General features: G+C 47.5%; 25 protein-coding genes and 1 pseudogene. 21 read left to right on the top strand and 5 right to left on the bottom strand.

The window, feature by feature from the left end:
• The first annotated feature begins 100 nt into the window (after positions 1-100).
• The 6 genes from QMA09_RS04255 (at position 101) to QMA09_RS04280 (ending at position 5019) form a co-directional block, all read left to right on the top strand.
• Positions 101-1036 carry an NADP-dependent oxidoreductase gene (locus QMA09_RS04255; protein WP_290212124.1) on the top strand — a complete coding sequence of 312 codons (936 nt, stop codon included), beginning with the start codon at positions 101-103 and terminating at the stop codon, positions 1034-1036.
• Positions 1037-1144: 108 nt separating this feature from the next.
• Positions 1145-1921 (top strand): YtvA family blue-light photoreceptor, encoded by a 777-nt coding sequence (gene ytvA / locus QMA09_RS04260; RefSeq protein WP_290212125.1) that lies wholly within the window; start codon positions 1145-1147, stop codon positions 1919-1921.
• A gap of 164 nt (positions 1922-2085) precedes the next feature.
• Entirely contained in the window at positions 2086-2217 is a 132-nt protein-coding gene (locus tag QMA09_RS04265; RefSeq protein WP_290212126.1) for a hypothetical protein, read from the top strand.
• 6 nt (positions 2218-2223) lie between these two features.
• Entirely contained in the window at positions 2224-2949 is a 726-nt protein-coding gene (locus QMA09_RS04270; protein ID WP_290212151.1) for an SDR family NAD(P)-dependent oxidoreductase, read from the top strand.
• Positions 2901-4565, top strand: coding sequence for an AMP-binding protein (locus tag QMA09_RS04275; RefSeq protein ID WP_290212127.1), 1665 nt, complete (start codon positions 2901-2903; stop codon positions 4563-4565). Before QMA09_RS04270 ends, QMA09_RS04275 begins: the two co-directional genes overlap by 49 nt.
• The gene (locus QMA09_RS04280; RefSeq protein ID WP_290212128.1) at positions 4465-5019 is read left to right on the top strand and encodes a sugar O-acetyltransferase; all 555 of its coding nucleotides are present in this window, start codon (positions 4465-4467) and stop codon (positions 5017-5019) included. Before QMA09_RS04275 ends, QMA09_RS04280 begins: the two co-directional genes overlap by 101 nt.
• A gap of 4 nt (positions 5020-5023) precedes the next feature.
• Here QMA09_RS04280 and QMA09_RS04285 read toward each other — a convergent pair whose 3' ends face one another.
• A complete protein-coding gene (locus tag QMA09_RS04285) occupies positions 5024-5371 on the bottom strand; it encodes a rhodanese-like domain-containing protein (RefSeq protein ID WP_290212152.1) in 348 nt (115 codons plus the stop codon).
• Between the two features lie 217 nt (positions 5372-5588).
• On the opposite strand from QMA09_RS04285, the gene QMA09_RS04290 reads away from it, so the two are divergent.
• The 9 genes and pseudogenes from QMA09_RS04290 to QMA09_RS04330 all read left to right on the top strand — a co-directional run bounded on the left by QMA09_RS04290 (position 5589) and on the right by QMA09_RS04330 (position 12462).
• Positions 5589-5942 carry an ArsR/SmtB family transcription factor gene (locus QMA09_RS04290; RefSeq protein ID WP_290212129.1) on the top strand — a complete coding sequence of 118 codons (354 nt, stop codon included), beginning with the start codon at positions 5589-5591 and terminating at the stop codon, positions 5940-5942.
• Positions 5943-5970: 28 nt separating this feature from the next.
• A complete protein-coding gene (gene arsC, locus QMA09_RS04295; RefSeq protein WP_290212130.1) occupies positions 5971-6390 on the top strand; it encodes an arsenate reductase (thioredoxin) in 420 nt (139 codons plus the stop codon).
• A 53-nt stretch (positions 6391-6443) separates the two neighbouring features.
• Entirely contained in the window at positions 6444-6803 is a 360-nt protein-coding gene (gene arsD / locus QMA09_RS04300; protein WP_290212131.1) for an arsenite efflux transporter metallochaperone ArsD, read from the top strand.
• 11 nt (positions 6804-6814) lie between these two features.
• Positions 6815-8584 (top strand): arsenical pump-driving ATPase, encoded by a 1770-nt coding sequence (gene arsA / locus QMA09_RS04305; RefSeq protein WP_290212132.1) that lies wholly within the window; start codon positions 6815-6817, stop codon positions 8582-8584.
• A gap of 29 nt (positions 8585-8613) precedes the next feature.
• Positions 8614-9042: a protein-tyrosine phosphatase family protein gene (locus QMA09_RS04310; RefSeq protein ID WP_290212133.1), complete on the top strand. Its 429-nt coding sequence runs from the start codon at positions 8614-8616 to the stop codon at positions 9040-9042.
• 21 nt (positions 9043-9063) lie between these two features.
• Complete coding sequence (locus QMA09_RS04315) at positions 9064-9345, top strand: HesB/IscA family protein (RefSeq protein ID WP_135503666.1); 282 nt, start codon at positions 9064-9066, stop codon at positions 9343-9345.
• Between the two features lie 558 nt (positions 9346-9903).
• Entirely contained in the window at positions 9904-10350 is a 447-nt protein-coding gene (locus QMA09_RS04320) for a MarR family winged helix-turn-helix transcriptional regulator (RefSeq protein ID WP_290212134.1), read from the top strand.
• 62 nt (positions 10351-10412) lie between these two features.
• Positions 10413-11752, top strand: a pseudogene (locus QMA09_RS04325) (NAD(P)-binding domain-containing protein).
• A 320-nt stretch (positions 11753-12072) separates the two neighbouring features.
• Entirely contained in the window at positions 12073-12462 is a 390-nt protein-coding gene (locus QMA09_RS04330; RefSeq protein WP_290212135.1) for a DUF4181 domain-containing protein, read from the top strand.
• 13 nt (positions 12463-12475) lie between these two features.
• Here the strand turns inward: QMA09_RS04330 and QMA09_RS04335 are convergent, their stop codons facing one another.
• Positions 12476-13660: an MFS transporter gene (locus QMA09_RS04335; RefSeq protein WP_290212136.1), complete on the bottom strand. Its 1185-nt coding sequence runs from the start codon at positions 13658-13660 to the stop codon at positions 12476-12478.
• Between the two features lie 121 nt (positions 13661-13781).
• Here QMA09_RS04335 and QMA09_RS04340 point away from each other — a divergent pair, with 121 nt between their 5' ends.
• The 3 genes from QMA09_RS04340 to QMA09_RS04350 all read left to right on the top strand — a co-directional run bounded on the left by QMA09_RS04340 (position 13782) and on the right by QMA09_RS04350 (position 15712).
• Positions 13782-14606: an MBL fold metallo-hydrolase gene (locus QMA09_RS04340; RefSeq protein WP_290212137.1), complete on the top strand. Its 825-nt coding sequence runs from the start codon at positions 13782-13784 to the stop codon at positions 14604-14606.
• Between the two features lie 136 nt (positions 14607-14742).
• On the top strand, positions 14743-15099 hold the full coding sequence (locus QMA09_RS04345; protein WP_290212138.1) for a hypothetical protein: 357 nt from the start codon (positions 14743-14745) through the stop codon (positions 15097-15099).
• Positions 15100-15118: 19 nt separating this feature from the next.
• Positions 15119-15712 (top strand): class I SAM-dependent methyltransferase, encoded by a 594-nt coding sequence (locus QMA09_RS04350; RefSeq protein ID WP_290212139.1) that lies wholly within the window; start codon positions 15119-15121, stop codon positions 15710-15712.
• 89 nt (positions 15713-15801) lie between these two features.
• On the opposite strand, the gene QMA09_RS04355 is transcribed toward QMA09_RS04350, so the two are convergent.
• Positions 15802-17028, bottom strand: a complete 1227-nt coding sequence (locus tag QMA09_RS04355) for an MFS transporter (RefSeq protein ID WP_290212140.1) — start codon at positions 17026-17028, stop codon at positions 15802-15804.
• A gap of 250 nt (positions 17029-17278) precedes the next feature.
• Here QMA09_RS04355 and QMA09_RS04360 point away from each other — a divergent pair, with 250 nt between their 5' ends.
• The 3 genes from QMA09_RS04360 (at position 17279) to QMA09_RS04370 (ending at position 19273) form a co-directional block, all read left to right on the top strand.
• The gene (locus QMA09_RS04360; protein ID WP_290212141.1) at positions 17279-17572 is read left to right on the top strand and encodes a hypothetical protein; all 294 of its coding nucleotides are present in this window, start codon (positions 17279-17281) and stop codon (positions 17570-17572) included.
• Positions 17573-17586: 14 nt separating this feature from the next.
• Positions 17587-18099, top strand: coding sequence for a hypothetical protein (locus QMA09_RS04365; RefSeq protein WP_290212142.1), 513 nt, complete (start codon positions 17587-17589; stop codon positions 18097-18099).
• Positions 18100-18178: 79 nt separating this feature from the next.
• On the top strand, positions 18179-19273 hold the full coding sequence (locus tag QMA09_RS04370) for a GGDEF domain-containing protein (protein WP_290212143.1): 1095 nt from the start codon (positions 18179-18181) through the stop codon (positions 19271-19273).
• A gap of 930 nt (positions 19274-20203) precedes the next feature.
• On the opposite strand, the gene QMA09_RS04375 is transcribed toward QMA09_RS04370, so the two are convergent.
• Both QMA09_RS04375 and QMA09_RS04380 read right to left on the bottom strand, forming a co-directional pair.
• A complete protein-coding gene (locus QMA09_RS04375; RefSeq protein WP_290212144.1) occupies positions 20204-22864 on the bottom strand; it encodes an HAD-IC family P-type ATPase in 2661 nt (886 codons plus the stop codon).
• Positions 22865-22946: 82 nt separating this feature from the next.
• Positions 22947-23888: an IS30 family transposase gene (locus QMA09_RS04380; RefSeq protein ID WP_204589854.1), complete on the bottom strand. Its 942-nt coding sequence runs from the start codon at positions 23886-23888 to the stop codon at positions 22947-22949.
• Positions 23889-23910 lie beyond the last annotated feature (22 nt).

Consider the following 23910-nt stretch of genomic DNA (forward strand, 5'->3'; position numbering starts at 1 on the left):
CAGTTTTGTAAGAATAAAGGAAGAAAGCCGCCGATGTCGTATTAATTACCATAAAGGCGGAAGGCTGGAAATGTGTTAGAGATTGAAAGGGGCGGGGACAATGAAAGCCATCATTATTGAAGCATACGGCGATATCGAGCAATTTAAAGTGGCGGATTTGCCGGAGCCGGACATCGCAGGGCAAGAAGTTTTAGTGGAAGTCCATGCAGTTGCAGTGAATCCGATTGACTGGAAAATCAGAGCCGGTTATTTGCAGGATTATTTGCCTTTTGACATGCCGATTGTTTTCGGATGGGACGTGTCGGGGGTTGTGAAAAAAGTAGGGGCGCAGGTCGCAGATTTTAGGGTCGGTGATCGAGTGCTCGCACGTGCAGATTTGAAAAAGCCTGGCGCGTTTGCGGAAATGATTGCGATTGAGGAGTCACAGCTGGTGAAAAAACCGGAGGAACTGTCATTCGAAGAAGCCGCTGCAATTCCACTTGCGGGAATGACGGCTTGGCAACTGCTTTTTGAAAAAGCGAATTTAGCTGCGGGTGAGACCGTCCTGATTCACGGTGGAGCGGGAGGGATCGGGCTATTTGCTGTCCAGCTGGCAAAACGGGCGGGTGCACACGTGATCACGACCGCCAGCGGCCGCAATAAGGATTTCCTTTTGGCTTTGGGAGTGGATGCGTTTATTGATTACCGGAAAGAGGACTTTCAAAGCGTTGCCGATGGAGTTGATGTCGTGATTGATCTTATCGGAGGCGATGTCCTGGAACGGAGTTATAAGGTTTTGAAACAGGGAGGCAGGCTCGTTTCCGTTGCCGAAAAGCCTGACCAGGAGAAGGCGAAAAGAATGGGCATCACAGCAAGCTACCTTAACAGTAAGATCAAACTCGCTCAATTGGAAGAGCTTGCCGGCTTAGCAGCTGCAGGCGAACTGAAAGTTGAACTGGCGGATGTTTTGCCATTTACACTTGAAGGGGTGAAGCAAGCACATGCTCTGAGTGAAACCCGCCATGTACGCGGGAAAATTATCGTCAAAGTGAAATGACGTGGACCGGGCTTTGCCTGTGCTTCCCCTTAAATTTGGCGCTGCTTCAGCCAGTTATGCTATTATATATTTTATGGAAACTGAAACTATGAAAGATAGAGGTGTTCAATGAAAACCCTTGACCTCGAGAAACAAGTGAAACTGCTGGAAGCGATGCTTGACGGCAGCCGTGTTGCGACCATCGTGACCGATCCTTCGCAGGAAGACAATCCTGTAATTTTTACGAACAAAACCTTCGAACAAATGACAGGCTATACGCGTGAAGAAGTACTGGGGCGCAATTGCCGATTTTTACAAGGCAAAGATACAGAACCGGCAGCGAAAGAAAAAATCCGCAAGGCGGTCCGCCAAAAAGAAGAGTTGATTGTGACATTGAAAAACTACCGGAAAGACGGCAGCGCATTTTGGAACCGCCTGTTCATCAAACCGGTTGAGATTGATGGCGCTTTGTATTTCATCGGCACGCAGACGGACATCAGTTTGGAACGTGCTCAATTTGATGAACTCCAAGCAAGCCAAGCAGAAATTGAAGAAATGATGCTGCCGATTTTATCGATCCAGGAAAAAATCGCAACGGTCGCGCTCGTCGGCACGATGAGCATACATCGTTTTGATTTGTTGAAAGTGAAAGTGTGCGAGTATGTCCAGGAAAACAGAATCGAAAATGTCCTTATCGATATTACAGGTCTGTCATGGGAAGATTCAGTGCCGCTTTTAGGATTTGTCCAGATCCGCGACGCGCTAAGAATCATGGGCAGTGAATTGTGCATCACCGGTATTTCGCCGAAAGCCGCACTCGAGCTGGTCATGCAGGAAGACCGAACAGATAAATTGACCACATATCCGACAATCCAAAAAGCACTTGAAACCGTCGGCAAACATTGATTCCTTTAAGCCAATAAAGACTAGCAGCAGAGCATCCGCTTCTGCTGCTTTTTTATTGCGAAAATTTGGCTGGGCACACCGGTTTTCCATGGTAAACTGAAAACAGAGATAATTTGTCATTTTATGGATTGATTGGCACACAATAACGGAAAAGGGGGAAGCGAATGAAAAATAACGTCATTCTTGAAAAGCTTATGTTCAAAACCCATCGGTTCCATTTCATTAAACTGCAGCAAGAATGTGCCGGAAAAACCATTTTGATCACCGGAGCAAGTTCAGGCATTGGTGAGCAATAGGCATATCTGCTTGCCGAAACCGATTGCCGCCTGATCTTGGTGGCGAGGCGGGCGGAAAAGCTGAGCATGATGAAGGCGGAAATTGAAGCGATGGCTGCGAAAGTGGAAATATTCTCTGCCGATTTGCGAGTAGACCTTGAGCTTGACGCTTTCCTTGATTTTGTCCATCGGCTTGGCACACTCGATTTTGTCGTCAGCAATGCCGGAATATCCATCCATCGTCCCATTTTCCATTCGTTGGGGCGCGACCATGATTTTACGCGGACAATGGCGATCAATTACTTCGCCCCCGTGCGGCTTGTCATGTCCTTGCTTCCACTTTTGAAGCAAAGCGGAGGCCATGTCGTCAACGTCTCGACCATCAATGCTCTGATGACACCGATGCCCCATTGGGCTGCTTACCAAGCTTCGAAGTCGGCATTTGATGCATGGTTCCGCTCAGCGGCGCCTGAATTGAACAGCAAGGGCATTGCAGCATCAACGGTATACTTGCCGCTGGTAAGGACGCCAATGATCGAACCGACCGAAGCCTACCGAAAAGTTCCGGCTATGGAAGCCCCCCCGGCTGCCCGATTGATCGGCAGCATGTTATACAGCAAAAAACGCACATGGCGCCCGTGGTGGCTGTGGCCGGTGCAGGCAGCGTCAATTTTACCCATCAAATGCCAGGAAGGCGGAATTAGATGGCGGTATTCCGGTTGTTTCAAATTTTATACAAACTCGGTTACTTGAGCTTCACCGGTGTCTTCCACCTTCTCCGGACCATAAAACAAGACGGCATCAATGCGATGCTGTTATTGCGGATGGCTGAAAAAAGCCATGGCGCCGAAACTGCGTTAATCGACAGCAAAGAAGTCTTGTCGTATCGGGAATTGCTATTGGGCAGCGAAAAGCTGGCACTGATCCTGTCAACGGATTTTGGCGCTTCAGAACACACAAAAACAGCATTTCTATGCTGCAACCACTCCGTATTTGTGCAGGCACTCTTTGCGGCTTCCCAAACTGGCACCGCCATTTACCTATTGAATCCCGGCATGAGTCAAAACCAATTCGATGCCATCGCGGCTGTACATAATTTCGATTTGATTGTTTTCGATGAAGAGTTCGAGCGCTTAATAACGCATACGCCGCACCGGAAAAAGATTGTGAAATGCACGGGGAGCGGAAAAACTTCACTTAAGCACTTAAAAGAACGATTAAAGCGTCCGGAAGTCTGTCTCCAACGCTCGTCGCGCAGTAAAATCGTGCTACTGACAGGAGGCACCACCGGGAAGCCGAAAGAAGCGGAACACAAACCTTCACTATTCAATTTCCTGAATCCGTTCGCCGCCTTATTGGATGAGTTGGATTTGCGCAGCTGCCGCTCTGTTTATATCGCATCGCCGATTTACTATGGCTACGGCATCGCTTTTTTGTTTTCGGTGCTGGCGCTTGGAAAAACAGCAGTTATCCAAGAGCGTTTTGACGCTGGGCAGTCCTGTGAGTTAATCCGTCGACACCAAATCGAAGCCGTTTCTGCAGTGCCGCTGATGATTGAAAAAATGCTCAACCATAATGCAGGGGACCTTCTTTCCTTGAAATGCATCGCTTCCGGCGGTGCAAAGCTGAATCCCGGATTGATTGAAAAAACAAAGGTTGAACTGGGGGATGTCCTTTATAATTTATACGGCACATCTGAGGCGGGCCTGAACATCATTGCAAGACCAAGCGACTTGAACCGCGATATCCGCATGGCAGGAAAAGCGATAAAAGGCGCGAGTTTAAGGATCATGGATAATAGACAAGAGGCTGCTGCTGGCCAAATCGGTGCCTTATGTACCCGGAACGGCTGGTCAATGAGCGGCAAGAACAATACGTGGCTTGCAACCGGTGATTTGGCGTGGAAAGATGCGGAAGGGTTTTATTATTTAAGCGGACGCCAAGATGATATGGTGGTTTCGGCAGGCGTGAACATCTATCCGCTCGAGGTCGAAGGAGCGCTAGCTTGCCATCCCCTCATCATTGATGCGGCTGTTATAGGAGTGGAAGATAAAACTTACGGGCAGATTCTGAAAGCATTCGTGAAGGCGGCTCCGGCGGCCCATTTGACCGAAGAAATGGTGCTGGAATGGCTCAAGCCTCGCTTGGCAAAGGTCCAGCTGCCGCGGTCTGTCGCTTTTGTCAGCGAGCTTCCATATACGGCACTCGGCAAACCCGATAAAAAGAAATTGTTCAATTACCCACTGGAACGAAAGGACGGGATCATCGATGAAAACGGAACTGGAGAAAATGCTGGCGGGGGAAATGTACGATCCGACAGACCCGGAACTGACAGCGCTTCACCGGAAAGCTCGCCAAGCCACTGCTGAATTCAATCAGGAAATGGTCGAAGACCGCAGCCCAGTGCTGAAAAATCTGTTCGGCAAAACGGGCGAGCTGTTCCACATCCGGCCGCCGTTTTACTGCGATTACGGCAGCAACATCAACGTCGGTGAGAATTTTTTTGCGAATTACGATTGCGTCATCCTCGATGTCTGCAACGTCATTATCGGCGACAATTGCATGATGGCCCCCAAAGTCAGCATTTATACAGCGACACATCCACTCGAAGCGGCCGCCCGGAACTCCGGACGTGAATTCGGCAAGCCGGTGACAATCGGCGACAATGTTTGGCTTGGCGGCAATGCCGTTATCGGGCCAGGGATCACCATCGGCAATAATGTCGTGGTCGCTGCCGGCGCGGTCGTCGTAAAAGACGTACCCGATAACGTCGTTGTCGGCGGCAATCCAGCGCGCATCCTGAAAGTAATCGACAACGGCTGAGCGTTCACTTTTCAACCGGCAGCTTTTCCTTGCGCCAGCGGTCCATGCCGCCTTCCAGCTGGTAAAGGTCGGTAAAGCCTTTCTGCTGAAGGGTGTGGGCGGCAGCCTGGCTGCGGTGGCCGGTTTTGCATATCAAGATGACCGGCGTGATCGGGATGATTTTCTGGGCGGCTTTCGATTCACTGCCAAGCGGAAAATGCCTGGCTCCCTCGATATGCCCTTTTTTGAATTCGATCGCTGTGCGGACGTCGACGATCACCGGTTTGGGGTATTTCTCCATCCGGTAAAGCAATTCCTGCGGCGATAGGTTTTTCAAAAACCGCGGCCGGCGGAATAAATTCAGTAAGTTCATCACAAGCTCAACTCCTTTCAAAAAGCTTTTTTCTTTGATTATAACGGCGTTCCGGGTTGCTTGAAAGAATATAATGGATGAAAGGGTTCCAACGCGGAGCTCTTTTTTTATTAGACAAAAAAGAATCATTTGAACATATAAGCATATGCTGATATGCTATTAGAGAAAATAGAGTTTGATTCATCAATTCGAGCAATCGGCAAAGGAGGGAACCGTCATGGCAATAAAAGTGAAAGAACTGGAAATCGAGAAGACCGGCATGGCCCTAAAATTGCTCGGCGACAAAACACGGCTGTCGATGGTGAAAATGCTGGAGAACAATGAATGCTGCGTTTGTGAATTCGTGGAAATCTTTGGAATCAGCCAATCCGCCATCAGCCAGCATCTCCGCAAATTGCGGGATGTGGGGCTCGTAAAGGAAAACCGAAGAGGCCAATGGATTTTTTATTCATTGAACACGTCGAGTGAAATGTATGAGCTCGTCTTAAAGGTCCTGGAATTCGTTCCAGATCAAAACAGCCGCCTCAAAGAGCTCGAAAAGCAAGGGCTCCGCATCAATTGCTCCATATAAAACTACTGACAGAATAGGGGATTTTCACATGACACAAAAAACATTGTATTTTCTATGCACAGGCAATTCATGCCGCAGCCAAATGGCTGAAGGCTGGGGAAAAAAGATTCTAGGCGACGAATGGCGCGTCCTGAGCGCAGGAATTGAAGCGCATGGCTTGAACCCGAACGCCGTTAAAGCGATGAATGAAGTGGGAATCGATATTTCAAACCAGACATCCGATATCATCGATACAGACATTTTGAACAATGCGGATTTTGTTGTGACGCTGTGCGGCGACGCAGCAGACAAATGCCCGATGACGCCGCCGCATGTAAAGCGCGACCATTGGGGCTTTGAAGATCCGGCAAAAGCGCAAGGGACGGACGAAGAAAAATGGGCTGTGTTTCAGCGCGTAAGCGACGACATCGGTGCACGCATTCAGAAATTCGCGGACACTGGCGAATAAATCCGGAAATAAGCTGAAGCCATGGACATCCTAAGCTGAAAGAGGTGCCAATGATGAACAAAATAGAAATTTACGACCCAGCGATGTGCTGCTCGACAGGCGTCTGCGGACCAAGTGTGGACCCGGAATTGACGCGGCTGGCATCAGCTGTTTATTCACTTGACAAAAAAGGCTTTGATATCAAGCGTTTCAATTTAGCGAACGAACCGGCTGCATTTGTGGAAAATGCGGTAGTCAACCAGGCATTGGCCGATAAAGGGCCGGAAGCGTTGCCGTTGGTGTTGTTGAACGGCGAAATTGTCAAAGTGGCGGCTTACCCGACAAATGATGAATTCGCGCAATGGTTCGGCCTAACGCCGGAACAGTTGCAGGAAAAACCGAAAGTGAAACAATCCATCAAGTTTTCACTCTAAGGAGGAGTTTCATGTACCCGTTATTCAATCCGAAAAATGTCGAACTGACTCCTTTCCTTTTTTATACCGGCAAAGGCGGCGTCGGTAAAACGTCTGTCGCTTGTGCGACTGCAGTTGCGCTCGCTGACCAAGGGAAAAAAGTGCTGTTGGTGAGCACCGATCCTGCTTCAAACTTGCAGGATGTGCTGAGTGTGGAATTGACGGGCGAACCTGTCGAAATCCCGGCGATACCAAATTTGTCGGCTGCGAATATCGATCCGGAAGCAGCTGCGAAAAGCTACCGTGAAAAAACGGTCGGCCCGTACCGCGGCAAATTGCCGGATGCGGTGCTCGCAACGATGGAAGAGCAATTGTCCGGTGCCTGTACGGTGGAAATTGCCGCGTTTGACGAGTTTTCTCGCCTGCTGTCAGACGAAGCGGTGCTCGAACAATATGATCATGTCGTATTCGATACAGCACCGACAGGCCATACTTTAAGGCTTTTGCAATTGCCGTCCGCATGGAGCGGTTTTTTGGAAACGAGTACACACGGTGCTTCGTGCCTCGGTCCGCTTGCCGGACTTGAAGGCAAGAAGGAAATGTACGCAAAAGCAGTTGCCGCGTTATCGGATTTCAAAAAGACGACCTTGCTGCTTGTTGCCCGGCCGGATGTGTCATCGTTAAATGAAGCAGCCCGCGCAGCCCATGAGCTGAAAGAAATCGGCGTTGAAAACCAACTCCTGATCGTCAATGGCGTTCTCCAAACGCGGCATCCGGAAGACGCTGTTTCCAGCGCATTCTATGACCGGCAGCGCCGTGCATTGAAAGATGCGCCAACCCTTTTAAAGCAAGTTATGACATATGCTTTGCCATTCGTAGCGTATTCATTGACCGGAGCCGACAACTTGCGCCATTTATTCAGCTTTTACAGCATAACAACAGCTGCAGAAGCGAATACGTCAGAAACGGCAGAAATGCCCGGACTGGACCGCGTCATCGCTGATTTCGAAGCCAATAACACCCGCGTCATCTTTACGATGGGCAAAGGCGGAGTGGGCAAAACGACAGTGGCGTCCGCCATTGCTGTAGGGCTTGCCGAAAGGGGCCATCGCGTCCATTTGACGACAACCGACCCAGCTGCCCATTTAGGCTACACATTCGGCAGCGGGCAAGTCAATGAGCGTTTGTCCATCAGCCGCATCGATCCTGCGGCAGAAGTCGCTAATTACAAAGCTGAAGTTCTCCAAGCTGCCGGTGACGGCCTGACCGAAGAAGAACTTGCTTATTTGAAAGAAGACATGGAATCGCCGTGTACCGAAGAAATCGCCTTGTTCAAGGCGTTTGCCACCGTTGTCGACAAAGCGGACGATGAAATCGTCGTCATCGACACTGCTCCAACCGGCCATACCTTGTTATTGCTCGATTCAACCGAAGCGTACCACAAGGAAATGAGCCGTTCGGCGGGAGACGTGCCAGACAGCGTGAAAAAGCTGCTGCCGCGTCTGCGCAATCCGAAGGAAACCGGCGTCGTCATCGTCACATTGGCGGAAGCGACACCCGTGCTGGAAGCGGCACGTTTGCAGGAAGATTTAAAACGGGCGCAGATCAATCCGAAGTGGTGGATCATCAATCAAAGCCTTTATGCCGCTAAAACCGAAGATCCAGTATTAAGAGGGCGCGCCGCTTCTGAAAAACAGTGGATTCAAAAAGTGGTGGATGAGCTTGCAGCCAAGTACGCTGTGATTCCGTGGCTTGCTGAAGAAAAAATCGGCTATGATAAACTGAAGGAATTCAGCAACTAAAACTTGAGAATCGAAAGGCGGAATGGACAATGGAAAAAGCGTATCAGGAATTGGTTAAAGACAAGATTTATGTTGGCGGAGCGGCAGATGCACAAGCAGCGGCTGATAACGAAAAAGTGGACGTCGTCATCGATTTGCGCGCCGAAGCTACGCAAGAAGATACGGATTACAACCGCATCGTCTGTCCGATCATTGAAGACTCAGAAGAGCATCAAGACGAGTCTATCAAAAAAGCGATCGACCAAGTTAAAAAAGCCTATGACAGCGGCCAAAAAGTATTTTTCCATTGCGGCGGCGGAAGCAACCGCGCAGGTACGGTAGCAGTCGGCACCTTGCTGGCCCTCGGAAAAGCAGATACTATTGAACAAGCTGAGAAAGACGCAACGGCGATCCGTTCAAAAATCAACGTAAGACCAGAATTCAAAGAATCCTTGAAACGGATTTTCCCAGAAGCATAAACGTGTAAGGAGAGATGGACGATGATTATTACTGACGAAGCAAAAAAATACATCGAGACAGTCCTTGAAGACAATAAAGCCGAAGGAATCCGCATGTACGCCGTTGAAGGCGGCTGCTGCGGTCCGTCAATCGGCTTATCGCTGGACGCTCCGGAAACGGACGACCAAGTTTCCGAAATCAACGGCATCAAAATCGCGATTGCCCCACAAGCCCTATCAGCGACTGAAGACATGACATTGGATTTTGAAACAACAGGCGAACAGTCTGGCCTGACCATGGTCGGTGCTCCCGGTTGCTGTTAAGCAGAAGAGAAGAATGAGAAATAGCCAGTTGCTGTTAAGTGCAGCAACTGGCTATTTTTTTGGTTGATAATTAAATTTAGATGGTACTCTCTTCGATCTCTATAATAGTTGAATAAAAGAAGAGATTCTTTGGACTCCGCTCAAATCGCTTTGAGAATGGCATAGAGGATTTCTTTGTCTCTGCCTCTGTCTCTACAACGCTGTGTTAACTTCGAGACATGAAAAACCGTTGCAACACTGCTCTAGCTTTAATGAAACCCCGTTACATTTTTACGCTAGATAAGTACTTGATAAAATCAGCTATCTTGTAGATACGGGGAAAAACTGCCGAGACGCCTACAAAAAGAGCTCTGCTCCTGTCTCTGCATCGCTGCGCTAGCTTCGAGACATAAAAACAGTTGCAGCGCTTTGCGCTTCGTCGCAAAGACATGGGCCTCGCTAGCTTCGGTCCATGCCTTGCCCGCGGCAAGCGAGGCAGTTTTTCGGAGTATAGAAAGTCATTTAAATATACTTGCAAAATGCAAATAATAAATGTAGAATAAACCTGAGGTGAACAACATGGAAACGAAAAGAGAATTGTTCCAGACGATGGTTAAACGTTTTGGGCTATTGAACCGCAATTGCTGTGAAGTAGGAAGCTTGGACATTACCATGGTTCAAAGCCAGATCCTATATGAAATCAGCAAGCGCCAACATGCACCAATGCAGGAAGTCGCTGATGCGTTGGGCACAGATATATCAACATTCAGCCGCCAAATCCAGAACATGATCAAATTGGACTTGGTGAAGAAGTCGCCTTCTGAAGGGGATAAGCGCATCTATCTCTTGTCGCTGACCGAACAAGGCGCTACAGTGGCACAAGAAATCCAAAGGGAAATGGAAGCCCATCTGGAAGAAATATTTTCACATATGAACGACTTTGAAAAAGAAACGGTGCTGCGGTCGATGGCATTATTGAATCAGGCAATGGCTAAATCGAGTGTCTGCTGCAAACCGATTTTTTAAGCAAAATTAATACTTGCAAAAATCAAGTTTTAACGGTCCGTAAATTAAAGGAGGTAAAGAACATGTCCAGTTTTAAAAATTGCTGTAACCCAGTTGTTTCAAAAACTCCCATCCATTTCACGTTGCCGAAAAAAGACAATCGATCACTGCCGGTTGCGATCATCGGAGGAGGCCCTGTAGGATTGGCGGCAGCCGCACATCTGGTGAAAGCGGGTGAACCGTTCATCCTGTTGGAAGCGGGGCCATCGATTGCCCATCATGTCTTGCAATGGGGACACGTGCGTTTGTTTTCGCCATGGCGCTATAACATAGACAAAACCGCAAAGGAATTGATGGAGCGCAGCGGCTGGTCCGCACCGGAAGATGAAGAACTTCCTACTGGGAAAGAACTGGCAGAGAATTATTTGATTCTACTTGCACATGTGCCTGAAATCGCTCCATCCATCTGGACCGATGCGAAAGTGGTCGCAATCAGCAGAAAAGGGCAGGACAAGATGAAGACGGCCAACCGGGAATCGCTGTCGTTCATCCTTTACATTGAAAATGCACAAGGACAGCCGCGCCGGATTGAAGCAAAAGCTGTCATCGATGCAAGCGGCACTTGGGGCCAGCCCAATCCACTCAACGCTTCCGGTGTCTGGACTCGCCAGGAAAAAGCGTTGCATAATCGAATTCATTACGGCATAGCCGATGTGAAGGGACCGAACCGGCAACAATACGCAGGGAAACATATTGCGGTTGCGGGAGGGGGCCATTCGGCGATCAACACGATTTTGGAGCTGGCGGAATTTGATGATGTAAAAATCAGTTGGATATTGCGCAAGAACAACGTCCAGCAAGCTTACGGCGGAGAGGAAAAAGATGCATTGGAAGCACGCGGCGAACTTGGTTCGCGCATCCATGAGCTGGTGGATTCCGGCCGCATAAACGTCTACACGCCTTTCCATGTTCAGCATGCTGAAAAAAAAGGGAAGCCATTTCGCTGGAAGGCGAAATGAAAGGCCAGCCATTTGTTCTGAGCGGCATTGATCATATCATTGTCAATGCGGGAAGCCGGCCGGATTTTTCTCTCCTCAGTGAAATCCGCATAAGCATCGACCCGGCGACCGAAAGCGTTGAAGCGCTCGCGCCGCTGATCGACCCGAATCTCCATAGTTGCGGAACCGTCCGCCCCCACGGCGAAAAGGAATTGCGGCAGCCGGAGAAAGATTTCTATATCGTCGGGATGAAGAGCTATGGCCGCGCGCCGACGTTCTTGATGGCAACCGGTTACGAACAGGTGCGGTCAATCGTTGCGCATCTGACCGGCGACTTCGAGTCCGCTGCAAACGTTGAACTGGAGTTGCCCGAAACCGGCGTCTGCAGCACAAATCTTAACAGCGCATCTGCAGCATGCTGTTAAAGGAGGAATTCGGATGACTGTCAATCACGGCGGGAATCTCAATGAGGCATATTTCATTTCTTACCTGAAGCTCATCATGATTTCAAGGGAGTGCGACGCGGCATGAGCGGAGAACTTCGCTTTTGAAACATTCTTTGGCAGTGACCCGGCCAAATACGGTCCACAAACCTTTGAACGCTTCAAAAGATCCCTTGCTTCGTTAAAGTGAACCATCAGCAAAGCACCCAGTGAAAATTTCACTGAGTGCTTTTTTTGGAAGGAAACTGGCTGTCGGAAGAGAATGTATAAAGATGAAATTGATTTTAGAACGGAGGAATTAGGTGAACACCAGTACAATTGTTGCCGTTATCGCAGTTTTGGCTTTGTATTTCTTAGCCAGCCAGTTTATTTTAAAGAAAAAATTGAAAATAAAAGCGGACACTGGCAGCATATTCCATCAGGACAGGAAGAAGCTGTTTATCGCCATCGATGGTGGCTTGCTGCTGTTGTTTGTGATTGGCATGATGGTTTTATTCGTCGAAAATGACATAAGCAATTTCCCAGGCATCGTCGCGATCATTCCGCTATTTGCTTTGCCTTTCTTGCTCGGCGTTAACCACGCGATCGAACAATGGCTGCTGCATCGTCCGGAAAAAGCGTATTGGCATGAAATCCTCAGCGCTGCTGTTATGCTCGTACTGTTCGCTGTTATTTGGGCAGGGGAAAAATAACGGCTGTATAAACTCATTCTGGAACAGGAAAGCGCTTTTTCAGGTATAAAGAAGAGGCAAACACTAGCCCAGCCAGCAGAAGGGAAGCCAGCAGCGCCGCGGTTTCTCCCCAGCGGTCTATGGCCACGGTGTAAGCAAGGGGGGACGCAGCCGATACCAAAAAGCTTGGCACCAGCAATTTGCCGACGAATGTACCATAGGTTTTGTGGTCGAACAGGGCGAGCGGCAACGTACCGCGTGTAATCGTCATCAAGCCGTTCCCGGCACCGAATAAGAACGCGAAAATGAATGCGCTGATTACAATCTCGGTGCTTGCCAGACCGAACAAGAAACAAATCGGCAGGATGGCTGAGGCTAGAACCGTCAAAGTCAACGGATGGACCCGGCTGCCGAACAGCACTTCACAGACCCGCGCGAACGATTGGCCGATGCCGCGAAGCGTCGACGCCCAAACAGCAATGCCCGCCACTACGCCTAGGCCGGACAGTATATTGATCATATGGGTCGACATGCCGGAATTCAGGAAATTCAGCACCATGAAGATGAACGCGTAAACGGTACCGGCAGTGACCCTTTCTGAGCCATCGGCAGCCAACGGTTTCATGGCAGGAAGCGTACTGCTGCCCTCGTTTTGGCTGTCGGTAAACTTGCCGTTTGGTATCGCCAAATGGAGCGGGATGGTCAATAGTGCAAATAAGGCATAGACATAGAGCGCAGCGCGCCAGCCGATGGATTCTGCCAGAAAAAAGCCGATCGGCCAAAAAATGGTGGAAGCAAGGCCGCCTAGAAGCGTGATTTGGGAAATGGGGCGTTTTGCCCCGGCACCGGCAATTCGTGCAAGCGAGGCGAATGCGGCATCATAAAGTGAGAGCCGCATCGCGAGCCCCAACACAATCCACGACAAATAATAGCTTGCGAGTGAATGGGAAAGAGCGATGCCGAAACAGCCGATTGCCAGAAGCAAAGAACCCGCAGACATGACTGGCCGTCCGCCGTACAAATCGATCAACCGTCCGATCCAAGGGGAAGTGAGGCCCATGACGGCAAGCGCCACTGAAAATCCGCCGTAGACTTGTGTGCCGCTCCATCCCATATCCGCTCCAATCCTGGCACCGAATGCGGCAATGAGGTAATAGGAGACACCCCAGCCAATCAGCTGCGACAGTCCTAAAAACCATATCGTTTTTCGCGTGATCATGCACTCACCCCCGAGTAATCGCTTTAAGGATAGTATAGGATTTCAACGCGATGATTTACATAGCTTGTCTAAAATTTTATGGGAAACAGTTTAGAAGATGATAAAGAAAAGGATGATCCTCATGAACAATTACATTTGCACCACCTGTGGCGTGCAGTACGAAGCGGCCGAACAATCGCCCGATCATTGCCGGATCTGCAGTGAAGAGCGCCAATACGTGAATCCGAAAGGCCAAAACTGGCTAACATTGGAGGACATGCTAGAGCAAGGCAATTACGTCAACGTGATACATCCGGAAGAATCGGGCCTCCACAGCATCCATACGACACCTGATTTTGCGATTGGGCAAACGGCGTACCTGATTGAAGGGAAAACTTCCAATTTGTTATGGGATTGTGTCACTTACCTGGACCCGGCAACGATTGCGGAAATTCAGGATTTCGGAGGAATAAACGCGATTGCGTTGTCCCATCCGCATTATTATTCAACACAAGTCGAGTGGGCCGAAGCATTTGATGCCAAAATTTACATCCACGAGGACGATAAGCAATGGGTCACACGCCCAAGTGAACGGATCGAGTTCTGGTCCGGCGAATCCATTGAGTTGGACAGTGATATCACGCTTCACCGCATCGGCGGACATTTTAAAGGGGCGGCAGTGCTGGAATGGCACGGCGGCAATCACAGCCAAGGAGTACTGCTGACGGGCGACATTGTGAGGGTTGCTGCAGACCGTGATTGGCTGACGTTCATGTACAGCTACCCGAATTTTATCCCATTGCCGGCGTCCACTGTTTCGCGCATGGCAGACCAGATGCTAGAAATGAAATTCGACCGCATATACGACGCGTTCCACCGCATCATAGAAGCTAGAGCGGCAGAGAAAGCCCAGAAATCAGCGAAGCGTTATGTCGCGGCATTGAGTGGGGAATTGTTCGAAACTTAGCCAGCAGCCGCGGAATTCAGCAGTATAAAGGTTTTTGCAGGAATTGAACTGGAAAATAGCGTATCTTAGAGATAATAAGCGCTTTGCAGCCCAAGCTACATCGTGGAATTTAACGAAGAAACAGGGGAGATTGTCAATGGACATGCCAAAGGAATCTGAACTAACCGCGCTATTCGAAGCGCCGCCGAAACGAAGCGATGAGCTGGTGGAATTTTACTACGACACCTCGACATTCACTGCCGAAAATGAAAGGCAGTCCATCATGGCCGTCGTGTCTCCGTTTTACAATGAATTCACATTGATCGTCACGGAAAAAGACGACCAAGAAGCCGTATCGACCATCAAATTGCGATCAGTCGAAAAGATGGAAATTGTAGAAGATATGCCTGCATCATTGCGGATTATCCATGCGATATCAGAAAGCTATTACAATACGATTGAAATCACGTTAAAACCAAAGTTCAAAATGGCCTTGCACGAACATTACCAATGAACCGGAAAGGCGGGCGGATATGGGAAATCTAACTCCGAAACTTTACGATATCGCAATGAAACCTTTTGAAAAGAGCCGGTTTTACCAAATCCGAAAATCCATCGCGGGCAATGCGCAAGGAACGGTGCTTGAAATCGGCTCTGGCACTGGCATCAACTTTCCATTCTACCGAAAAGCGGATTCGGTCGCGGCAATCGAGCCGGATGAAGCGATGCGGAGCCGGTCCCAGCAACGCGCAGCGGAAGCTGAAGTGCCGATCCGAACATACGCGGCCAAAGCTGAAGCATTGCCGTTTGGGGATGATATTTTTGACTCAGTCGTAGCGACATTGGTATTCTGCACGATTCCCGAACCGGAAAAAGCATTGCGTGAAATCCAGCGCTGTGCCAAAAATGGTGCGAAATTATACTTTTTCGAACACGTCCGGATGGATCAAAAACCCATAGGCTTCCTGCAAGATGCCATGACACCATTGTGGCAGAAAGTGGCTGGCGGCTGCCATCTCAATCGAGACACTTTAGCGCTGATTCGTAAATCCGGATTAACGGTCCTCGAAGTGAAGCCGATGTACGACGGGCTGTTTTTAGCGATCACATGCATTAATGAAAAATAAAAAGCATTCAGCATCTACAGCTAAAATGAATGTACATAGAAAGGCCGGGCAAAGGGAATTACCCCTTTGCCCGGCCTTTTACGATTTTTCTATTTCTTGTCAGCAGGCAAGGTTTCCGACAAACGGAAAGCCGCAATCAGCCCAGCGCTGAACGGCAAAATGGCAACCAAACCGATTGCCCATTCAATGTTAATGACATCCGTTAAGATTCCGGCGAACAAAGCGCCGAATGCATAGCCGCTGTCCCGCCAGAACCGGTAAACGCCCATCGAAGAGGCGCGCCATTCCGGTGTCGCCACATCGCTGACAGCCGCTTGCAGCGTCGGGTAGACCATCGCGGTTCCGAGACCCAACAACACAGCCCCGGCAATCCACAAGGAATACGTGGAAGCGGCCAAAATCAGCCAAAGTGAAAGCGCCTGCAGCCACATGCCGCCGACGATGAACCATTTGCGTCCGAAACGGTCGCTGAGCGCACCGGTGAACAATTGGAAAAATCCCCAAGACGCTGGATAAATCGCGACAATAAGGCCGATTTCGGGGACCCCAAGGCCGGAAGCGGCGAAGAAAATAGGGAATAGCCCCCACGCCATGCCGTCTTTCAAATTCGTGCTGAGACCCGCAAAAGTGACACTGGCCAAGTTTTTGTTCTTGAACGTCGTTTCCATAAACACTTCGCCAGCAGTCATTTTAGGTGCGGCAGGCGATTTGGCGGATTGCAGCTTGACGAATTCTTTCGTGTCCTTTACAAGTAATGACAAGATGAAGCCGATGGCGACAATCCCAATGCCTAGATAAAAAGGCTCTGGGCGTGGAGAATAGCTGGATGCGATAAAACCGGAAACAACAGCCATCGCTGCAACGCCTGTATACCCCGCAAACTCGTTCAGCCCCACAGCCAAACCGCGCTGTGACGGCTTGGAGATATCAATTTTCATATTGACGGTCATTGACCAGGCAAGCCCTTGGTTGATGCCGAGGAAAATATTCGCCACCACAATCATCCACCATGAAGATGCAAAAATGACCATTAGCGGAACGAGCAGCCCGAAACTCCAGCCGAGCAATAGCACTTTCTTGCGGCCAAGCCGGTCTGCAATAGCGCCTGCAAAATAATTGATGATGGCTTTTGAAAAACCGAAACTGATGATAAATGACAATGCCGCACTTGTTGAAGCCAAACCGAATTCTTCTTCACCGATGATCGGTAAAATGGTCCGCTCCAGCCCGACCATGGAGCCGACAAAGAAATTGGTTACGACGAGCAAGGCGAAATTGACGAAGTTTTCTTTGATCCCAAACTGAATTTTTTTCATTGTTCCTCCTTGAAACGCCATGCCGCAGCATTTTCTAGCTATATTATTATTACTATATACTATCTTGTCGCAATAAAAGCGACAATCATTCTGCCTAGGAGTAAATGAACGCATTGATTTTTCCGCTACCTCTATCTGTAAAATAAAACTTCCTATATAATTAATCGATATGCAGCTAAAAGTTGCTAATATTAGGGATTCTTGTATGCTATAAGGTAATTAAAAAGATGTTGAAACTGGGGGATTTGTTTTGTTTTCCACATTTATCTCTTTCCTATTTGAAGTGGCTGTATCAGGAACCGGCAGCTTTGCGGGATTGGACTCTAAAAAAATAGACAGCCATATAAAAGAGCTTAATGGACAACAATGGTTCAACAGCTTCTATACAGATGAAAAATACCGCAGCCTTTTCTTTGGCAACGTCCATGTAAGGAAGAAACTCCAGAACCGCATGTACGTTAAGCGCTTGCTGGTATCTGAAAAAGCGCAGAAGTCGTTTGAACATTACCTGCAAAAGCAGATCAATAAACGCAAGCCAAAATGATAAGGAGTGCCTGCATGTTTAACAAAATCTTGGCTCTCTTTTTCAAGGATGACACCGAAGAAGAAGGCAATGGAAATCAAGAAAAACTGGATACCCCAGTAAGAAATAGAGTAGAAGAACGGAAAGCCACAAGTAAAATCCGCAATATTGGCTTGCTGAATGAGCATCTTAAAGACTTTTATTTTGGAGGCTTCCAATCGATCACAAACTTTGAATTGAAATTCACCATCGACTTCGGCGAACCGCATTCCCTTTTAGCCATCAACTTTCTTTACGAGGAAGAAGAGCGGGAATTCGATGTGCTGCTGCACTTCCTTAATCCCCTAAGCCTGGATCTTTCAGGGATTGGCAGAACGTTTGATATCTCCATATACATGATGGATTTAACCGAATTCGGATGGGAAGACACGCGATTTGAAGTGGGAGATTACGAAGACAACTCACTGCATTTCTACTGCGCAGCGATTGAACTTGCATCGGTCAGCGAAAGGCCCGAGCGCCGGACAAGCTATCAAAGCAATACATAAAAATACCCCTCTATTAAACTAATTGTGAACCAATCAAGACCGCAACTTGAACAAGACTTACTGCATGGGAGTTGTATTGATGACTGCTTTACTTTTTTTCTTTCTTGAAAACATGGCGCTGATTATCGCGCTCATGTACCTGGGCTTAAAAACGAAAGAGACTTTATTCCTCGACTGGACAAATCCTGTCAGGCAGCGATGGGCCATCTCCATCTTTATCGGCTTTCTGACATTTTCAATTATGTATAACCCGTTCATGTATGAAGGGATGCGCTTGGATCTGAGAGAAGTTCCGCTATTCTTCATTTCATACGTAGGCGGTTGGCAAGCGGGCTTGTTGTCAGCGGTGTTGCCCGCATTCTACCGCGGTTCGATGGGTGGGCCGACCGTGGTGATCGGCATCATCCAGTCGATCTTGCTGCCGGTATTAATCGGAGGCCTTTTCCATGACAGAAAACCGGCTAACCAATTTTTTGTCATCTTGAACATCAAAAGAATGATGGGCGCCTTTGTTGTTTTTGAAGCGATTAAATCGATTTGGATGTACCTCGCGACCCCGGCAAATACTATTGTCACGTTAGGCATGGTCTTTTTTGCGGCGATTGCCGTGCTGGCAATGGGGTTGATCCTCAACGGTGAAAACCGCAATCTTGTTTTGCGGAAAGAATTGGAATTCTACTCCAATCAAGACCCCATGACACACTTGCCGAACATCCGCTATTTCAAAAACCATGTGGGCAAATTAGTCGATAATGGGACACCGCTGGCGATCGTCATGCTGGATGTCGATTATTTCAAAGTCTACAACGACACGCACGGACATCAAAAAGGCGACGCTGTGCTGCGTTCCATTGCGCAAATCCTCAAAGATTCGACGCGCAAAGAAGACTTTGTCGCGCGCTACGGCGGAGAAGAATTCATCGTATGCCTGAACAATCCAAACAATACCCAAGAAGCTGCATTGATGGCGGAAAGAATCAGACAAAATGTCGAAGCTTATCAATTTGAAGGAGAAGCCAAACAGCCTGAAGGGACATTGACTGTCTCCATGGGCATGAGCTGTCCTATGGATCTGAAAAGCCTCGAAGACATGATTGAAGAAGCCGATCAAGCATTGTACCAATCCAAACGACAAGGTCGTAACCGCGTTACCGTATTTAAAGCAAGCGCGTAATCATATCAAAGAAACACTCTGGCGCATTTTGCCAGAGTGTTTTTTAAATGGAGTCGTTTTGGGTTAAGTGAATGTGTTCGTAAAAGTATGGGGGATTGGTGAACGTTCGTAAAGTGTTTTGGCACGTTTACGAACGTTCTTTTGCCTCTTTTTTGGCAGTTTTCAGGGCGTTCGGAAAAGTGTACTTTTACGAACGGTTTTATCTTTAGTATAAAAGTTACTCAGGTGATTTCTAACTTTGTGGAAATTAATGTTAATATATAGATATAAGTGTTTAATAAATTTGAAAGTAATAAAAGTGCAGTTAAGTTACATTTAACCTTTAATGAATTGGAGAGCATTAAATATCTTGTGTAAATAACTATGCAAGGAATTCTTATAGTGTATGAAGTTAATATATGAGGAATTATCGATAGGGAAGTGATTTTATTGAGGTCACTTCCTTTGCTGTTCGTTTAAGTGTACTTATACGAATTGTTTACTTTCAAATTAACTTACTAGATTTCAACAATAAACCGGTTCGTTCAAATTTAATCAAGTGAACAGCAATGAAGAGACAACACTATCAACTGTCTATCTTAATAAACGCTAAGTATGTGATGGTAAGCATTAAATGACGTTGCTGCGCTTACAACAGTAATCTGTGTAGTTTGTTCAATGTACATAGGAGCCCTTTTAACATTTTCATCATCTAAACAATATACATAAGATTTCCTCACAAAGTTAAACTATAGATGTTCTGTGAATTATTCAAAGCTGTATCCGCAAAATTAAAATTTTCACATTTTTTTATACATAACTTAAAGTAAAAGCAAGCTCAAGAATAGCAAGACGACTCATCTAAAACTGAAAACCAATGAGTTCATCCCTTCTATTCCAGAACTTGCTGTTAACTAAAACCAGTATTTTGTTTCATTTCTCTGGAGTGTATCAAGTCCTTCTTTTCATAATTAATCGAGTAATCGCTTTCTCTAACTCGATGATACTGAAAATCACAACTCCGAGTGCTGCTGGAATTATCCAGTACTCAATTCCAAGCGGTACGGTTCCAAATGCAGTGTTCATAAAAGGCACGTAAAGGATGAGCACCTGCAGGAGAATAAGCACTCCAGACACGAGAAATGCAACTTTGTTTTTGAAAAAGTTCTTGTTAAACGCGAAACCTGTTTCATTTCGTACATTATACAGATGGAACAACTGCAGAATGACAATCGTATGCAGCACGACGGAATTGAGCAGTGCCTGATCATTCGTTTCATTTAGCAGCAATCTATAAAACCCAAAGGTAGTACCACCGATTAAAAGAGAGACGAAGATGATGCGGAAAATATAATAAGGTGTAAGGAGCGGTGTTTTTATTGGGCGTGGCGGCTTGTCCATCGCTCCTTTTTCCAGGGGCTCAAATGCTAAAGCAAAAGAAACGGTAATTGCAATCACCATGTTAATCCAAAGAATCTGCACCGGTGTAACCGGCATAACAGTGGCTCCGATTAAAATCGCGATGATAATTAAGAGCGCCTGTGCACCGTTAGTTGGCAGTAAAAACAGAATCGTTTTCTTCAAATTTGCATAGACTCTGCGTCCTTCCTCGACTGCTCCAACTATCGTTTCAAAGTTGTCGTCTACAAGGACCATTTGTGCCGATTCCTTTGCAACTTCTGTTCCTTTTATACCCATCGCAACTCCGATGTCCGCACGCTTCAGCGCAGGGGCATCGTTTACTCCATCGCCTGTCATTGCAGAAACATTGCCTTTTTTCTGTAATGCTTTAACGAGGCGAAGTTTATTATTGGGACTTGTTCTCGCAAACACATCGTTAGATAGAACAGACTCTTCCAGTTCTTCGTCCGACATTTTATCAATTTCTCTTCCTTCAATTCCATTTTTTCCATCACCAATACCTAACTGGCTGCTGATTGCAAGTGCTGTATCAAGATGGTCCCCTGTGATCATCTTGACGCCGATACCTGCTCGGTGGCAGTCTGCAACAGCGGAAATTGCTTCCTCACGTGGCGGATCGATGATGCCTGTCAATCCAAGCAAACGAATGCCGCTGGTGAGGTCCGCGTGCTCAATCTCCTCTTTCATCTTGTCCACTTCAATGACCCCAGCTGCAAGTACACGCTCTCCTTTGGATGTTCTGCTGTACATTGCTTTTTCCCAGGGCTCACGTGTGAAGTCCCCAGCTGCTTCTGCCATATCTAACAGACGATCTGGTGCACCTTTTACAAAAATCCGCTTTGTATCCGCCACTTCAATTAACACAGCCATGTACTTATAGTCAGAATCAAAGGGAATTTTAGAAATGATGGAATGTCTCGGAATTGGAGCAGAAGCTTTTTCAGCAACAGTTAATAGGCAACCCTCTGTCGGCTCTCCGCTCATTGTCCACGTTCCGTCCTCTTCTTGCTGCAGAGAAGCATCGTTACATGTTTTCATTGCAGTCAGTAGCTCATATATCTGCGCGTGTTCCTTTACTTGCAATACAGACCCATCCTCGAGTATTTCTCCATTCGGATCGTAGCCAGTGCCAGTCACTTCGTACATTTTTTCATTTGTAAGCAGGGTGGTGACAGTCATTTCGTTTTTTGTCAGTGTCCCGGTTTTATCTGAGCAGATGACAGAAACAGCGCCAAGCGTTTCCACAGAAGGAAGATTCCGCACAATGGCGTTGCGCTTCACCATATTCTGAACTCCGAGAGCCAAAATAATCGAGATGATTGCCGGGAGCCCTTCCGGAATCGCTGCTACAGCGAGACCGATAATGTAGAGCAGCAAGTCCGTTGGAGCATAGTCGCGGAAAAAGAATCCGAATGCGTAGATGAATAGTGAAGCACCGACGATAAACAAAGCAATTGTTTTACCGAAGCGGTCCGTCTGATTCATAAGCGGCGTTTTCAACTCATCTACTTCACTGACTGACTCATTAATTTTTCCTATTTCCGTATCTTTACCGGTAGCTATGACGACACCGGTTCCGCTTCCTGACGTGATCGATGTGCTCGAGAAAAGCATGTTTGTTTGGTCACCTAATACAGTATCTTCACTCAAAGGACCGGTCTGCTTTCTTGCAGAAACAGATTCACCGGTAAGTGCGGCTTCTTCTGCCCCTAAATTCGCAGCAGTTAGAATTCGAATATCTGCCGGTACTTTATCTCCTGCATTCAGTATCACTATATCCCCTGGAACCAGATCTGCAGCTTCAATTTCCTGGCGTTTTCCTTCTCTGATAACTACTGCATCAAGAGACAGCATGTTTTTTATTCCTTCAAGCGCTTTCTCTGCCTTGCTTTCCTGCAAAAACCCAATGGTGGCATTAATTACGGCTACTAATACAATAATCCCCGTGTCAATGTAGGACCCGAGCAGAAATTTAATAACTCCTGCTACAAGCAGAATATAGATCAGAATATCATTAAAGTGTTTGAAAAATTTAACGAAACTATTCTCCGCTTTTTTTTCAGGCAGTTCATTTTTTCCATACGCTTCTAATCGCTCTTCAGCATTTGAAGCGGTGATCCCCTGATCAAAATCCGTCTTTAACTCTTCTACAACGTCTTCTACTGATAGAGAAAACCACTTTTTGTTCATAACTCCTCCTTATAGTGAATTTGACTTTTGATATAATTAACCGATTATATACAATATGCCCGTATATTTGTAAATTGTCAACTCAAGTCGAACGAGGCAAGAAACTCATGAATACCTCAAATGGCGTATTGTAATTCAGTACTTTCCGGGGGACCTGATTGAATACTAGGAGAAAGTCCATAATCTCCTTCTGGGTCATTCGGCTGAAGTCGGTTCCTTTTGGATAGGTGCGGCGAACACGGCCATTGCTGTTTTCGTTGGTGCCGCGTTGGCCCGGCACGCCAGGATCGGAAAAGTAAACGGGAAGTTCCAGGGCCTTCTCCACCTCGACCCATCCGTGGAATTCCTTGCCCCGGTCGGCGGTGATGGATTTCACCATTTTCTTTGGCAGGTTTTTCAACACATGGATGATTGCCTGCGTTGTTTCACTTGCCGTCTTCGCAGCCAGCTTGTAGATAATCTCAAACCGGGTGGTGCGTTCAGTCAATGTGAGGATCTGGCTCTTGTGCGACTTGCCGATGACGGTATCGACTTCCCAATGTCCCACCTGGCTTCGTGGCGCCAGACGTGCATGAATCTTTTTCAGACGGGGCATCTTGCCTCGCGTCTCCACTTCATTGTTCTTTAACTTTCTCCCTTTGCGGATCAGAAGCTTTTGGGACAGCTTGAACAGGCCGAGTGCAGCGTACCGGTAGATGCTCGAGACACTGATAGGAAAGGGTTTCTTATGCGTTTTCCAGTACCGTCCAACGATGCTTTCGGGCGACCAGCCCAACTTCAGTTTGGACAGGATATAATCGACGTCTTCTTGATTAACCGATCGTCTGGAGCCGCAGTTTTCACGTTTGGCATCGTAGTCAGCCTGCGCCAAAAGGGCGTTATACGGCTTACAGTGTTTCAACTCATAGTTGATGGTGCTTTTACTTCGTTTCAACTGTTTCGCCATGTAGGACAGCGATTTTTCTTCTAGGCAATAACTCTCGATTAGCACACGTTCCCGTGATATAATGTGGGCATAGCTCATTTGGGGACACTCCTTTAGTTGA

This window comes from Planococcus sp. APC 3906, assembly GCF_030407685.1.
Classification (GTDB): Bacteria; Bacillota; Bacilli; order Bacillales_A; family Planococcaceae; genus Planococcus; species Planococcus koreensis.